Origin of the sequence: Serratia bockelmannii (assembly GCF_008011855.1) — a bacterium.
GTDB lineage: Bacteria > Pseudomonadota > Gammaproteobacteria > Enterobacterales > Enterobacteriaceae > Serratia > Serratia bockelmannii.
In genome coordinates this window covers 695,801-709,654 of record NZ_VOUX01000033.1, presented here as the reverse complement: position 1 = coordinate 709,654, position 13,854 = coordinate 695,801, and the positions used below count along the sequence as shown (strand labels likewise).

The window sequence follows — 13,854 nt, the reverse complement described above, 5'->3', positions numbered from 1 at the left end:
AAGACACGGCGCTTAAGCGTTGCCGTCGATTCACCTTGTCCCTTGGCTCTTATTGGCTCGGAGGAGGCCAAAACCTAATACGTGTGTGAAACATAATCGCGCGGCCTGGCCGTTGCGGTAGGTGAAACAAACTGTAAGGTGCCACTATGGGTAGACAGAAAGCAGTGATCAAAGCACGTCGTGAAGCGAAACGCGTTATTCGTCGTGACGCTCGTAGTCATCGCCAGCTGGAAGAAGAGTCTGTGACCTCGCTGGTGCAAATGGGGGGAGTCGAGTCTATCGGCATGGCGCGAGACAAGCGCGATAGCTCACCCATCGAGGCTAGAACCGAAGCTCAGGGTCATTACTTATCAGCCATAGAGAATAAGCAGCTGATCTTCGCCACCGGCGAAGCGGGCTGTGGCAAAACATTCATCAGCGCCGCCAAGGCGGCGGAGGCGCTGATCCATAAAGAGGTGGATCGGATTATCGTTACCCGTCCTGTTTTGCAGGCGGATGAAGACCTCGGTTTCTTGCCGGGGGATATCTCCGAGAAGTTCGCGCCTTATTTCCGCCCGGTGTATGACATTCTGGTGCGCCGTTTAGGATCTTCCTTTATGCAGTACTGCCTGCGGCCGGAAATCGGCAAGGTGGAGATTGCGCCGTTCGCTTATATGCGCGGGCGCACCTTCGAAAATGCGGTCGTTATCCTGGATGAAGCCCAGAACGTGACCGCCAGCCAGATGAAAATGTTCCTGACCCGCCTGGGCGAAAACGTGACGGTTATCGTTAACGGCGACGTGACCCAGTGCGACTTGCCGCGCGGCGTGAAATCCGGTCTCAGCGACGCGCTGGAGCGCTTCGAAGAGGACGAGATGATCGGCGTTATCCGCTTTGAAAAACAGGACTGCGTACGCTCCGCTTTGTGCCAGCGCACGCTCAACGCTTACAGTTAACCTATCCGCTAATGGAAAGGCCGCTTCGGCGGCCTTTTTTATCGCCCCTCATTTATCATTTCGTTTAACCTTTGTGTAAATTATTGTGGTTTTCTGTATAGATTTTCGTTGAGTTAGCGTTAATGATTAATGGGTTCCAGATTGGCGCGCAATTTGCCTGTGCCGCCAAAAGGACATTATCTGGGGTGTGCGCCGCGCGGCGCATAGCGTGTGGGTTCCTTGATGCGATTCAAACATGAAATACATCATTCTGATTTTGCTTATTTTATGCGTCGTCTATGTGCATTACCGCGGACGGGTGCGCTACAACGTGTGGCGACAGCTGTCTGACCATTCTACCTTTACTGCACCGCTGAACGTTTTCATGTATCTGTTTTCCCGTGTGCCGACTACGCCGTACCTGAAGCCGGAGCAGTTCCCTGAGTTGGCGGTACTGCGGGAGAACTGGGAAACCATCCGCGACGAAGGACAGAAGCTGATGGAGATCCAGCAGATCAAGGCGTCCGATCAATTCAACGACGCCGGTTTCAACTCATTCTTCAAGACTGGTTGGAAACGCTTTTATCTTAAATGGTATGAAGACAGCCATCCTTCCGCCATGACCCTGTGCCCGCAGACCACGGAACTGCTGCGCAGCCTGCCTTCGGTCAAGGCGGCGATGTTCGCCGAACTGCCGGACGGCAGCCGGTTGCCGCGCCACCGCGATCCTTACGCCGGTTCGCTGCGTTATCACCTGGGGCTGATTACTCCCAACGATGACCGCTGCTTCATTGAGGTGGACGGCGAACGCTACAGCTGGCGCGACGGTGAAGGCGTGATGTTCGATGAAACCTATCTGCACTATGCGGAAAATCAGAGCGGGCAGAATCGTCTGATCCTGTTCTGCGACATCGAACGGCCGATGCGCTACCGCTGGGCACAGGCGGTGAACCACTGGCTGGGGCGCAATCTGATGAGCGCCGCCACCGCGCCGAACGAAGAGGGCGATCGCACCGGCGGCGTCAACAAGATGTTCAAATACATCTATGCGATACGCCGGGTGGGGAAACGCTTGAAGGCCTGGAACCGCACCGGTTATTACATCATCAAGTGGATTTTGTTCGGGGGGATCGCCGCGGCGATATTCTTCTCGGTATAACGAAGGCAGGGGCGCACAGAGTGCGCCCCTTTTTGATCAGGCGAAGATAGTCATCATGTAGGCGGCGAACAGCGCCAGGTGGGCGGTGCCGTTCAGCACGTTGGTGCGTCCGGTCGAGAACGACAGCTGGCACAGCAGCAGCACCGTCAGCATCACCACGATATGCGGCGTTTGCAGGCCGAAGATCAGCGTCTGCCCGGTCAGGGTGGCGATGATGGTCACCGCCGGCACGGTCAGGGAGATGGTCGCCAGCACCGAACCGAAGAACAGGTTCATGGCGCGTTGCACCTGATTGTTCAACACGGCGCGCAGCGCGCCCAGACCTTCCGGCGACAGGATCAACAGCGCCACCAGGAAACCGGTGAACTGCGCCGGTGCATTCATCTTGGTCAGCAGGCCTTCCAGCGGATTGGCGTTGAACTTGGTGACGGCGATAACCGCGATCAGGTGCACGATGAGCCAGGCGGCGTGCCAGGCGCTGCTGTGCGAAGAGGGCTTGCCGTGATGCGGATCGCCATCGTCGTCTTCATGCTCGTACACGAACAGGCTCTGATGGGTTTTGGTCTGGATCACCAGGAACACGCCATACATGGCGGCGGAGATCAACGCCACCAGCAGCGCTTGCCCGGTGCTGAAGTTGCCGCCAGGCAGCGCGCTCGGGAACACCAGCACGATCACCGCCAACGGGAAAATCGCCATCAGATACTGTTTGATGCCGCCGAGGTTGACGTACTGGGTGGCGAACTTGCGCCCGCCGAGCAGCAGCGCGAAACCGACCAGGCCGGCGGAAACGATCATAATGATGGAATACAGCGTGTCGCGCATCAGCGCCGGTGCGGCGTCGCCGGTGGCCATCAGCGCGGAAATCAGGCTGACCTCGAGGATCACCACCGACAAACTGAGGATCAGCGAGCCATAGGGTTCGCCCAATCGGTGGGCCAGCACGTCGGCGTGGCGCACCACGCTGAAGGCGCTGCTGAGGATCCCCACCAGCGCGAGAATATTGATGCCGACGATTAGCGGAAAGTTATCGGTGCTACCCCATAGATTTAACACCACCAGCGCGGCGATAGGGAAGATCAGAGAGTATTCGGTGTGGCGAGATTTGGTGGATCGGCCAGGATCGTGTTGCGACTTCATGAGGGTGGCACTCCTTCTCAAACAGCGTAGCCCGTCAGCGCCGGTTGCCGTGATACGGCAACTCTGCGTTTCCAGTAGGTATTTTATATTAGGATACACCCACGGCGCCGGTGTGATGTTGTTTTTATCTGAGAAAGCAATTGCTTGCTTTATGTGATCAGGGTAGCAAAAAAACCGCACGGGGTGCGGTTTTATTTACTTACTTTTACGCAATAACGTCAAGTTTTAACGTTAGATTTGAGAAAAGTCATGTTTACTTGTTTAGTACTCGGTTAATCAAGGAAAATGAGACGATCAGTCGTCAATGTTATCCATGATTTCATGCCGTTTATTGTGGTAACCCTCTTCATTTAGCCCCTCACGCCAGTAAGGCACAGCATAAAGACGATTACGATCGCATTGACGTTCACGGCGTAGGTAGCGGCGCAGCTCTACCACCAGGCGATCTTCACCGGCGAGCCAGAAGTGGGTATCGCTCTGCGGCACGGACTGCGCGCGGAACCGAGCGACCAATTCGTCGGTTTTCTCTGTGCCGCCGACAACCCAATTCACCTCAACGCCGGCAGGCTTTTTCAGGTCAATCACGTCGGCAGTACTGTCGACGCGGACGAAAGCGCGTCCGGCGCTGTGCGGCGGCAGGTTTTCCAACAGCGCGGCCAGCGCAGGCAGTGAGGAGGGATCGCCCGCCAGGGAGTAGAAATCGGCGGCCGGCAGCATCGGTTTGGGGCCGCCTGGGTTGCTGATGCCGATTTTATCGCCGGCTTTCGCCTGGCGCGCAAAGTCGACCGCCGGGCCCTGATGGTCATGAATGGCGAACTCGATGTCCACTTCCGCCAGTTCCGGGCGCACGGCGCGGATGGAATAGGTGCGCACGATCGGGCGTACGGCATCTGCGGCCCAACGCGGGCCGTTTTCGGTCAGCGTCGGCAGGTCCGGCTGCGTTTGGCCGGCGAGCGGCAAAAAGACTTTGATGTGTGCAGCGGCGGCGTTGGCCGGGTAGTAACGCAGATCGGGGGCGGTAAAGGTAATGCGGCGCAGGTGCGGCGTAATGTCCTGTACGCGGCTGACGGCGATCAGGTAGGGGGCGCGTGAGCGAGGGGCTTCGGTAGTCACGGGGATCTCCTTATAGTTCGTTTGGCGGTGAGTATAACATGTCGTTTGATAATGAGAATTGTTTGCTAATTGAGGCGAAACCGCATGTGGGCTAGGCTTAAGGTTCACTCATCCTGAAAGGGGAGGCCATATGCCCTACCACAGCACGAACGACTTGCCGGACAATGTGAAGCATGTGCTGCCGGAACATGCGCAGGCGATCTATAAAGAAGCGTTCAACAGCGCCTGGCAACAATACCGCGATCCCGATGACCGGCGCGGTGACGACAGCCGGGAAGAGACGGCGCATAAGGTGGCTTGGGCGGCGGTCAAGCAAAGCTATCGTAAGGGCGATGACGAACGTTGGCATAAAAAGTAACGAATTATCACGCAGTAAAAATCGCGCAGACATTATGTGGAGCCCGGCAATTAATATTATTGCTGCTCAGTACAAATACTTTTTCACTTTAACGCCGCTTTGTAACTTGATTGCACGTCAGGAAAAGAATAAGGTCATTCTTATAAGGCGCGGTGATTGAATTAATAAAAATCCGCAGCCGAAAATAAAACATCAAAGGTTCAGCAGTGGCGAGGGAAGGCGAGAAATCGTATTCCCGGGAGGTAATATCAGTGTTAACGCGAGATTTTCTGCAAAAAGCGGATTGCAAAACTGCATTCGGCGCTATTGAGGAGTCGTTGTTGCTGACGCCTGAACAGCGTGCAGCCTCGTTGGATTGCACCTTATCGCGCCGGCCGGGTCACAGCCCCGTATGGATATTCGGTTACGGTTCGCTGATGTGGAACCCGGTTTTCGAATCGGAAGAAGTGCGGCCGGCCAAGCTGCAGGGTTGGCACCGGGCGTTCTGTATGCGCTTGACCGCCGGGCGCGGCACGCTGCATCAGCCGGGGCGCATGCTGGCGTTGAAGGCCGGCGGCCACACTACGGGCCTGGCCTTTCGCTTGCCGGAAAGCAAACTGCGTGAAGAGTTGGAGCTGCTTTGGAAGCGCGAAATGGTGACCGATTGCTACGTGCCGACCTGGTGCGAGCTGCAGTTGGATGGCGGCGAGAAGGTTACTGCGTTGGTATTCGTGATGAACCCGCAGCATCCGCTGTTTGAAGAAGACACCAGCTACCAGGTGATCGCGCCATTGATCGCCAGCGCCAGCGGCCCGCTGGGCACCAACGCGCAATATCTGTTTGCGCTGGATAACGAGTTGAAGCACCACGGCATGCAGGATGATTGCATCGGCGATCTGGTGCGCTGCGTGCAGCAATGGCTGCAGCAGAACCGCACCGGCGGCATCGGCAGTGAGGCCACCGCCTGAGGCTGCTGCGGGAATGCGCACGGTGAGGGGCTCAGCATGCTGAGCCCTTTTTTTATATCTAATGCCTATATTTAATAACTTTAATTTGCACAGTGATTGAAGGCATGTTTTTATTGTGGTTATCTATCCCTTTATTTTTAAAGTCATTCGCTGTTTTTTTTCAGTTTCCCATCCCCTATGCGAAGCAGAATGATCGACTTAGTATTAAATTGCATAAGTAAAGGTTATTTCTTATTTGTTCAGCCCCGCGGGACTCCGTATCAATATGGCTAACGCTACTGGAAGAAACAGGGAGACGGGGATGAACTTTCAACAATTAAAAATTATTCGTGAATCGGCGCGCTGCAACTACAACCTGACCGAGGTCGCCAATACGTTATTTACCTCGCAGTCCGGCGTCAGTCGGCATATTCGCGAGCTGGAAGAAGAGCTGGGCATCGAAATATTCATTCGCCGGGGCAAACGGCTGCTGGGCATGACCGAGCCCGGCAAAGAGCTGCTGGTGGTGGCGGAGCGCATTCTCAACGACGCCAATAACATCCGTCGCCTGGCGGATGTCTTCAGCAGTAACGACTCGGGCCAGCTGCATATCGCGACAACGCACACCCAGGCGCGCTATAGCCTGCCGGGGGTGATCAAAGAGTTTCGCGCGCTTTATCCGCGGGTGCGGGTGGTGCTCAATCAGGGCAGCCCTGAAGAGATCGTCTCGATGTTGGCCGCCGGCGAAGCCGATATCGGCATTGCCAGCGAACGGCTGATGAGCGACGAATCGCTGGCGTCGTTCCCATATTACCGCTGGCATCACACCATTCTGGTGCCGGAAGGGCACGAGTTGACGCGTCAGCCGCAGGTGACGCTGGAGATGCTCAGCACTTTGCCGCTGATCACTTACCGGCAGGGCATTACCGGGCGCGCGAAGCTGGATGCGGCGTTCAAAGCGGCGGGCCTGACCCCGGACATCGCGCTCAGCGCACAAGACTCCGACGTGATTAAAACCTATGTCGAACTGGGATTGGGCGTGGGCGTGCTGGCGGACATATCGTATGAAAAAGAGCGCGATCGCGGGTTGGTCAGCCTCAACGCCGAGCATTTGTTTGAACCCAATACGGTATGGCTGGGCCTGAAACGCAGCCAGCTGCAGCGCAACTATGCCTGGCGCTTTATCCAACTGTGCAACCCAACGCTGTCGCTGACCGAAATCAAAGACAAGGTCTTCTCGTCGCAGCTGGACGCGGTGATTGATTACCAGATTTAACCGATAAGCGGCAGGCAATTCCTGCCGCGCATTCTGCATTGCCCGCCTAATAATCAAAACCCCATCTATATACATAAAAAGAATATCTATAGTGATTTAAGTACCTTCAGCTGCCGATCGCGCTCGCATACACTCGCAAAATTATTATAAATTCCATCTGCTTGGAGAGTTTCAGATGAAAGCGCTCGTTCCTTCTTTGCTGTTTTTGGCCGTGGCGGCCAGCGTTAACGCACAGGCGGCGACGCCAGCCAACACGTTGGTGATCGCACAGTCTATCGATGACGTGGTCAGCTTTGACCCGGCCCAGGGATTTGAGTTAACCACGGTGCAGTCGTTCAACAGCCTGTATCAACGTTTGATCCAGTCCGATCCGCACAACCCCATCGATCTCAAGCCGACTCTGGCCAGCAGCTGGCAGGCCGGCACCGATAACCGCAGCCTGACTTTCAGCCTGCGCACGGACGCTAAATTCGCCAGCGGTAACCCGCTGCGGCCGGAGGACGTGATCTTTTCGCTTTCACGGGTGGTGAAATTGAATCTGGAGCCGTCGTTTATCCTAACGCAGCTGGGCTGGAACGCGAAGAACGTGGATCAACACCTGACCAAGGTGGATGACCATACGGTAAAAATCAGCTGGGATGAGAACGTCAGCCCGGCCTTCGTGCTCAGCCTGCTGTCGGCGCCGGTATCCTCGATTGTCGACGCCAAAGAGGCGCTGGCGCACCAGCAGGGCGACGATCTGGGGCACCAATGGTTGAACAGCCACTCCGCCGGCAGCGGCCCTTACAAAATTCGCACCTATGTGCCGCACGAAGTGGTGGTGCTGGACGCGAACCCCGGCTCGCCGGAAGGGGCGCCGACGTTGAAAACCATCCTGATCAAAAACGTGCCCGATCCGGCCGCGCGCCGTTTGCTGATTGAGCAGGGCGATGCCGATATCGCCCGCAACCTGGGGGCGGACCAGATGGCGGCCCTGAAGGGCAAGCCGGGCGTCAAACCGTTGGCCATTCCTTACGCCTCGCTTTATTACCTGCAGTTCAACGCCAAGGCGTCGCCGGCGCTCGGCAACCCGGCGTTTTGGGAGGCGGCGCGCTGGCTGTTCGATTACCAAGGCATCGCCGACGATCTGCTGAAAGGGCAGTTCCAGAGCCATCAGGCATTCCTGCCGGACGGTTATCTGGGCGCGCTCAAGGATCAGCCGTACAGCTTCAATCCACAGAAAGCCAAAGAAATACTGGCCAAAGCGGGGCTGAGCAACGTCAGTTTCCGTCTGGACGTCAACAACCAGCCGCCGTACCTGGATATCGCTCAGGCGCTGCAGGCCAGTTTTGCTCAGGGCGGCGTGAAGGTCGAACTGGTACCGGGCATCAGCTCACAGGTCTCCACCAAGGTGAAAACGCTTAACTACGATGCGACGCTGACTTCCTGGGGACCGGATTACTTCGATCCTAACACCAACGCGGCCGCCTTTGCCTACAACCCGGAGGACGGCAGCAAGACGCTGGCCTGGCGAGCCAACTGGCAGATCCCGGCGCTGAGCAAGTTGACGCTGGCCGCCACTGCAGAAAACGACACCGCCAAACGGGTGGCCGACTACCAGCAACTGCAGAAAGAGGTGCAGCAAAGCTCGCCGTTTGTCATCGGCCTGCAGGCGCGCAGCCTGATCGCAGTGCGTGACAACCTTAAGGGCTATGTGCAGGGCATCAACCCTGACATGGTGTTCTACAGCAAGGTCAGCAAGTAATGGCTGCTGACCTGTCCGCCAGCGTCGGGGCGGCCCGGCGGTATTGGCGCAGGGGCGGGCGGCTGCTCGGTGGCGCGCTGTCGCTGGCGTTAACGCTGCTTGGTCTGCTGCTGTTCACCTTCATGCTGTCGCACCTGGCGCCGATCGATCCGGCGCTGCAGGTGGCGGGCGATCACGCCAGCGAAGCCACCTATGCGCAGGTGCGGCACGAGCTGGGGCTGGATCAGCCTCTGCCGGTGCAATTTTGGCGCTATCTGGTGCACCTGGCGCATGGCGATCTGGGCATTTCGCGCATCACCGCCCAGCCGGTGTTGAGCGATCTGCTGCGTACCTTCCCGGCGACGGTGGAACTGGCCACCTGCGCCATTATCCTCGGCGCTCTCGGCGGCATTACGCTGGCGTTTCTGGCGGTGCTCAAACCGGGCAGTTGGCTGGATAACGCGGCGCGTTTGCTGTCGCTGATCGGTTATTCGGTGCCGATTTTCTGGTTGAGCCTGCTCGGGCTACTGCTGTTCTACGCCACGCTGCACTGGTCGGCGGGGCCGGGGCGGCTGGATGACATTTACTTGTACAGCATGGAGCCGCGTACGGGTTTCGTGTTGATTGACAGCTGGCTGTCCGGCGATCGCGAAATGTTCTACAACGCCATCAGCCACCTGTGGCTGCCGGTGGTGGCGCTGGCGCTGCTGTCGATGGCGGGTATCACCCGGCTGCTGCGCGCGGCGATGCTGGAAGAATGCAACAAGGAATACGTGACGCTGGCGCGCTCCAAGGGCGCCGGCCGCCTGCGCATTCTGCTGCGTCATGTGTTCCCCAACGTGCTGGGCACGCTGATCACCGTACTGTCTCTCTCCTACGCCAGCCTGCTCGAGGGCGCGGTATTGACCGAAACGGTGTTCGCCTGGCCCGGCGTCGGGCGTTACCTGACCTCGGCGCTGTTTGCCGCCGACACGCCGGCGATCCTCGGCGCCACGCTGCTGATCGGCACCTGTTTCGTGCTGTTGAATGCGCTGGCTGACGCCTTGACCTATTTAGTGGATCCGCGAACCCGATGAGCCAATATCTCTCTGAACACGAACCGCAAAGCGAGCCGGCCGTCGGTTACCGCCGCGGTCGGCGCCTGACCACGCTGACGCTGGGCGCGGCGCTGGTGGCGATCCTGATCGTCACCGCGCTGCTGGCTCCGTGGCTGGCGCCTTTCGATCCCAATCTGCAGCATATCGAGCTGCGGTTACTGCCGCCTTCCGCCGCACATTGGCTGGGCACCGACGGCTTCGGCCGCGACTTGCTCTCCCGCGTGATTTACGGCGCACGGCCGACGTTGATCCTGGTGTCGTTGATTCTGGTGTTGACCATTCCCATTGGTCTGCTGGTCGGCATTTGCGCCGGTTATCTCGGCGGCTGGGTAGAGCGTATTTTGATGCGTCTGACCGACATTTTCCTGTCGTTGCCGAGCCTGGTGATCGCGCTGGCGTTCGTGGCGGTCATGGGGCCGGGGCTGATGAACGGCGCGCTGGCGTTGGCATTGACCAGCTGGCCGGCCTTTGCCCGCCAAGCGCGGGCCGAAACCCTGGCGCTGCGCCGCAGCGACTACCTGGCGGCAGCGCGTATGCAGGGCATCAACGGGCTGCGGCTGATGGTCGGCCACATTTTGCCTTTATGCCTGCCGAGCGCGGTGGTGCGCGCGGCGTTGAGTCTGGGCGGCATCATCTTGTCCGCCGCCGGTCTGGGGTTCCTCGGCATGGGCGTCGCGCCGCCGACCGCCGAATGGGGATCGATGGTGGCCGAAGGCAGTAAAGTGATTTTCGACCAATGGTGGGTCGCCGCCGCACCGGGCGGGGCGATCCTGTTCGCCAGCCTGGCGTTTAACCTGCTGGGCGATGGCCTGCGCGACAAAATGGATCCTCGTCATGGGCACTGATAACACCTTATTGACCGTTGAACGTTTGGCGATCGGCGTGCCGGGGCCGCAGCCGGTGGCGCTGGTGAAGAATATTTCGTTCAGCATGGGGCGGGAGCGACTGGCGCTGGTCGGTGAGTCCGGCTCCGGCAAATCGTTGACCGCGCGTGCGCTGATGGGGCTATTGCCGCCGCCGTTGCAGCTGCAGGCGCAGCGCCTGACGTTGGGCGATGAAGACTTGACGCGCCTGAGCGAACGCCAGTGGAGCCGCCTGCGCGGCGACCGGGTGGCGATGGTGATGCAAGATCCCAAACATGCGCTGAATCCCAATCAGCCGATCGGCCGTCAGGTGGAGGAACCGCTGGTGCTGCATGCCAAGCTAAGCCGCGCCGAGCGGCGTGAAAAAGTGCTGGATATGTTGGCGGCGGTGGGGTTGCCCGATCCGGCGGCGCTGTGTGGCCGTTATCCGCATCAGCTCTCCGGCGGGATGGGGCAGCGGGTGATGCTGGCCATTGCGTTGATCAACGATCCGCAGCTGTTGATTGCCGATGAACCCACGTCGGCGCTGGATCACCAGATGCGCGATCAGGTGCTGCAACTGATAGACAATCTGGTGGCGCAACGCAACATGGGGCTGATCCTGATCAGCCACGATTTGCAGCAGGTGGCGCACCACTGCGAGCGGGTGCTGGTGATGTACAAAGGCGAGCTGTTGGATCAACTGCCGGCAGCAGAGCTGGCGCAGGCCACGCACCCTTATACTCGCACGCTGTGGGCGTGTCGGCCGAGCCGCGAGACGCGCGGCAAACCGCTGCCGGTACTGGACCGCGCGCTGTTGGAGACGTTGAAATGAGCGTAATTGCACTGGAGAACCTCAGCGTCAGTCACCGTCAGGGCTATGAACAGCGCACCGTGGTGCACGACGTTAACCTGCGCATCGAACCGGGCGAGTGTTTCGGCCTGGTGGGGCCTTCCGGCTGCGGCAAGTCCTCGTTGCTGTGGGTGCTGGCCGGGCTGAACGACAGCTGGCGCGGCGGTTTTGAACTGCTCGGGCGGCAGCTACAACCGGCGCAGGCATTTACCGGTGAACTGCGGCGCGAGGTGCAGATGGTGTTTCAAGATCCCTATGCTTCGCTACACCCTAAACACCGGCTGTTGCGTACGCTGTCGGAACCGCTAAAACTGCTGCAGGAAAGCGACATTGAACGCAAAATCGGCGCGGGCTTTCGCCAGGTGGGGTTGGATCCGCGCCTGCTGGATCGCTATCCGCATCAGCTGTCGGGCGGGCAGCGGCAGCGCGTGGCGATCGTGCGCGCATTGCTGCTGCGGCCGAAGCTGTTGCTGCTGGATGAGCCGACCTCGGCGCTGGACATGTCAGTGCAGGCGGAAATCCTTAACCTGCTTAACGAGCTGAAACAGGCGGGCGATCTGACTATGGTGCTGGTCAGCCACGATGCGGACGTGATTGACCACATGTGCGATCGTTCGGTGGCAATGGCGCACGGCCGCATCATCGTTTGACCCTATGCCCGCCAACGTGGCGGGCATATCCATCTTGGTAATAAATAAAGCAATTTATCGTCGTTCTTCTGTTAATTCTTACCCTCTACACTCGTCAAACAGCGCAACCGCGTGATTGTGGAGAGTGTATCGATGAAACGGTTAATCCCAACCTTGTTGTATGGCGCGCTGGCGGCCGCTTTCGGTGCGCAGGCCGCCACCCCGCAGGATACCTTGGTGGTGGTCAGTTCGCTGGAGGGCATTATCAGCCTCGATCCGGCGGAGAGCTTTGAAACCGTCAGCTCGGCCAATCTGGTCAACCTCTATCAGCGCCTGGTGGCGCCGGATCGCGCCGCGCCGCAAAAGCTGGCGCCGGACGCCGCAGGCAGTTGGCAGGCGGGCGCCGATGGCCACAGCCTGACCTTTACCCTGAAACCGCAGCAACGTTTTGCTTCCGGCAATCCGCTGCGGCCTGAAGACGTGATTTTCTCGCTGGTGCGTGCGGTAAAGCTGAACAAGGCGCCGTCGTTTATTCTCGGTGAGTTTGGCTGGACGCCGGATAACGTTGAGCAGCAGCTGAAGAAGGTGGGGGATAACCAGGTGCAACTCACTTGGCCCGCCAACATCGGCAGCGAGCTGGCGCTGCGGCTGCTGACGGCGAACGTGGCTTCGATCGTGGATGAGAAGCTGCTGAACGAGCACGCGCAGCAGGGGGACTACGGTAACGCCTGGCTGCGCAGCCATTCCGCCGGCGGCGGCCCGTATCGGGTAAATAACTATGTGCCGCATGAGGCGCTGCTGTTTGGCCGCAACGATTACGCGCCGTCGCCGGCAAGGTTGAAAACGGTGCTATTCAAGAACGTCAGCGACGCCGGCACCCGCCGTTTGCTGTTGCTGAAGGGGGATGCCGACGTGGCCTACGATCTGGGCGCCGACCAGTTCGACTCGCTGCGCAACGCGCCGGGCGTGCGCATCGAACAGGCCGATGCGCCCCGGATCTATTACCTCGGTTTCAACACCGGCAGCAAAGACAATCCGGCGCTGGGCAATCCGGCGTTGTGGCAGGCCGCACGCTGGCTGGTGGATTATCAGAGCATCGCCGAGCAGCTGCTGAAAGGGCAATATCGCGTGCATCAGGCCTTCTTGCCGCAGGGATTGGACGGCGCGCTCGACGATCGGCCATTTAAGCTCGACGTAGACAAAGCCAAACAGATCCTGCGCGAGGCCGGCATCGCTGAAGGTACGCGCATCGATCTTATCGTCATCAATCAGCCGCCGTATACCGACATCGCGCAGGCGCTGCAGGCCAGCTTTGCGCAGGCCGGACTGCGGTTGGATATCCATCCGGTGGTGGAAAGCGATCTGTGGGGCAAGATGCGCGGCCGCGATTTTCAGGCGATCTTCACCTACTGGGGCGCCGACTACCTGGATCCGAACACCAACGCCAGTGCCTTTGCTTACAACGTGTCAGGCGGGCCGAAAACCTTGGCCTGGCGCACCCAGTGGGGCATTCCCGCCATCAGCGCGGAAACGCGTGCCGCGGCTGCGGAAGGGAATAGCGCCGCGCGCAGCGCACGCTACGTCACGTTGCAACGGGAATTACAGGCCAGTTCGCCCTATGTGGTGGCGCTGCAGGGGCAAACGCTGGTGGCATTGCGGGACAATGTCGAAGGTGCCCGGCTGGATATCGCCAACAGCATGTTGTATCTGGATCGGGTCAGTAAGTGACGGCAACGCCGTGCGCCTGGCCGAGCTTTCTGTCGCGCCATAGGCCGACAGCGCGTGAAATCGCTTGCTGTTGCCACCACGAATCGTGAAATGTTG

Annotated in this window: 13 protein-coding genes; 11 read left to right on the top strand and 2 right to left on the bottom strand. The window is 59.1% G+C overall.

The window, feature by feature from the left end; translation table 11 throughout:
• Positions 1 to 146 precede the first annotated feature (146 nt).
• Together phoH and lpxO are read left to right on the top strand one after the other, a co-directional pair.
• A complete protein-coding gene (gene phoH, locus FOT55_RS19895) occupies positions 147 to 935 on the top strand; it encodes a phosphate starvation-inducible protein PhoH (RefSeq protein ID WP_015378226.1) in 789 nt (262 codons plus the stop codon).
• Between the two features lie 235 nt (positions 936 to 1,170).
• Positions 1,171 to 2,073 (top strand): lipid A hydroxylase LpxO, encoded by a 903-nt coding sequence (gene lpxO, locus FOT55_RS19890; RefSeq protein WP_025303230.1) that lies wholly within the window; start codon positions 1,171 to 1,173, stop codon positions 2,071 to 2,073.
• 36 nt (positions 2,074 to 2,109) lie between these two features.
• Here lpxO and chaA read toward each other — a convergent pair whose 3' ends face one another.
• Both chaA and FOT55_RS19880 read right to left on the bottom strand, forming a co-directional pair.
• Positions 2,110 to 3,213 (bottom strand): sodium-potassium/proton antiporter ChaA, encoded by a 1,104-nt coding sequence (chaA, locus tag FOT55_RS19885; RefSeq protein WP_025303229.1) that lies wholly within the window; start codon positions 3,211 to 3,213, stop codon positions 2,110 to 2,112.
• A 294-nt stretch (positions 3,214 to 3,507) separates the two neighbouring features.
• Positions 3,508 to 4,326, bottom strand: coding sequence for a siderophore-interacting protein (locus FOT55_RS19880; protein ID WP_043138580.1), 819 nt, complete (start codon positions 4,324 to 4,326; stop codon positions 3,508 to 3,510).
• 130 nt (positions 4,327 to 4,456) lie between these two features.
• On the opposite strand from FOT55_RS19880, the gene chaB reads away from it, so the two are divergent.
• The 9 genes from chaB to FOT55_RS19835 all read left to right on the top strand — a co-directional run bounded on the left by chaB (position 4,457) and on the right by FOT55_RS19835 (position 13,758).
• The gene (gene chaB, locus FOT55_RS19875) at positions 4,457 to 4,684 is read left to right on the top strand and encodes a putative cation transport regulator ChaB (RefSeq protein WP_025303227.1); all 228 of its coding nucleotides are present in this window, start codon (positions 4,457 to 4,459) and stop codon (positions 4,682 to 4,684) included.
• A gap of 251 nt (positions 4,685 to 4,935) precedes the next feature.
• On the top strand, positions 4,936 to 5,631 hold the full coding sequence (locus tag FOT55_RS19870; protein ID WP_043138579.1) for a gamma-glutamylcyclotransferase: 696 nt from the start codon (positions 4,936 to 4,938) through the stop codon (positions 5,629 to 5,631).
• A gap of 301 nt (positions 5,632 to 5,932) precedes the next feature.
• Positions 5,933 to 6,886: an HTH-type transcriptional regulator Cbl gene (cbl, locus tag FOT55_RS19865; RefSeq protein WP_147823917.1), complete on the top strand. Its 954-nt coding sequence runs from the start codon at positions 5,933 to 5,935 to the stop codon at positions 6,884 to 6,886.
• 175 nt (positions 6,887 to 7,061) lie between these two features.
• Entirely contained in the window at positions 7,062 to 8,630 is a 1,569-nt protein-coding gene (locus FOT55_RS19860) for an ABC transporter substrate-binding protein (protein WP_147823916.1), read from the top strand.
• Positions 8,630 to 9,685 carry an ABC transporter permease gene (locus tag FOT55_RS19855; RefSeq protein WP_147823915.1) on the top strand — a complete coding sequence of 352 codons (1,056 nt, stop codon included), beginning with the start codon at positions 8,630 to 8,632 and terminating at the stop codon, positions 9,683 to 9,685. The genes FOT55_RS19860 and FOT55_RS19855 overlap by 1 nt, the downstream gene beginning before the upstream one ends.
• Positions 9,682 to 10,551, top strand: coding sequence for an ABC transporter permease (locus FOT55_RS19850; protein ID WP_016927339.1), 870 nt, complete (start codon positions 9,682 to 9,684; stop codon positions 10,549 to 10,551). The genes FOT55_RS19855 and FOT55_RS19850 overlap by 4 nt, the downstream gene beginning before the upstream one ends.
• The gene (locus tag FOT55_RS19845; protein ID WP_025303222.1) at positions 10,541 to 11,383 is read left to right on the top strand and encodes an ABC transporter ATP-binding protein; all 843 of its coding nucleotides are present in this window, start codon (positions 10,541 to 10,543) and stop codon (positions 11,381 to 11,383) included. Before FOT55_RS19850 ends, FOT55_RS19845 begins: the two co-directional genes overlap by 11 nt.
• On the top strand, positions 11,380 to 12,051 hold the full coding sequence (locus FOT55_RS19840) for an ABC transporter ATP-binding protein (RefSeq protein WP_147823914.1): 672 nt from the start codon (positions 11,380 to 11,382) through the stop codon (positions 12,049 to 12,051). The genes FOT55_RS19845 and FOT55_RS19840 overlap by 4 nt, the downstream gene beginning before the upstream one ends.
• Positions 12,052 to 12,183: 132 nt before the next feature.
• Positions 12,184 to 13,758 carry an ABC transporter substrate-binding protein gene (locus FOT55_RS19835; RefSeq protein WP_099817147.1) on the top strand — a complete coding sequence of 525 codons (1,575 nt, stop codon included), beginning with the start codon at positions 12,184 to 12,186 and terminating at the stop codon, positions 13,756 to 13,758.
• The last annotated feature ends 96 nt before the right edge of the window (positions 13,759 to 13,854 follow it).

Excerpts from the sequence above, each read along its gene's own strand:
- phoH (WP_015378226.1), top strand. The coding sequence starts at position 147 with ATGGGTAGACAGAAAGCAGTGATCAAAGCACGTCGTGAAGCGAAACGC.
- lpxO (WP_025303230.1), top strand. The coding sequence starts at position 1,171 with ATGAAATACATCATTCTGATTTTGCTTATTTTATGCGTCGTCTATGTG.
- chaA (WP_025303229.1), bottom strand. The coding sequence starts at position 3,213 with ATGAAGTCGCAACACGATCCTGGCCGATCCACCAAATCTCGCCACACC.
- chaB (WP_025303227.1), top strand. The coding sequence starts at position 4,457 with ATGCCCTACCACAGCACGAACGACTTGCCGGACAATGTGAAGCATGTG.
- cbl (WP_147823917.1), top strand. The coding sequence starts at position 5,933 with ATGAACTTTCAACAATTAAAAATTATTCGTGAATCGGCGCGCTGCAAC.
- FOT55_RS19860 (WP_147823916.1), top strand. The coding sequence starts at position 7,062 with ATGAAAGCGCTCGTTCCTTCTTTGCTGTTTTTGGCCGTGGCGGCCAGC.
- FOT55_RS19855 (WP_147823915.1), top strand. The coding sequence starts at position 8,630 with ATGGCTGCTGACCTGTCCGCCAGCGTCGGGGCGGCCCGGCGGTATTGG.
- FOT55_RS19850 (WP_016927339.1), top strand. The coding sequence starts at position 9,682 with ATGAGCCAATATCTCTCTGAACACGAACCGCAAAGCGAGCCGGCCGTC.
- FOT55_RS19845 (WP_025303222.1), top strand. The coding sequence starts at position 10,541 with ATGGGCACTGATAACACCTTATTGACCGTTGAACGTTTGGCGATCGGC.
- FOT55_RS19840 (WP_147823914.1), top strand. The coding sequence starts at position 11,380 with ATGAGCGTAATTGCACTGGAGAACCTCAGCGTCAGTCACCGTCAGGGC.
- FOT55_RS19835 (WP_099817147.1), top strand. The coding sequence starts at position 12,184 with ATGAAACGGTTAATCCCAACCTTGTTGTATGGCGCGCTGGCGGCCGCT.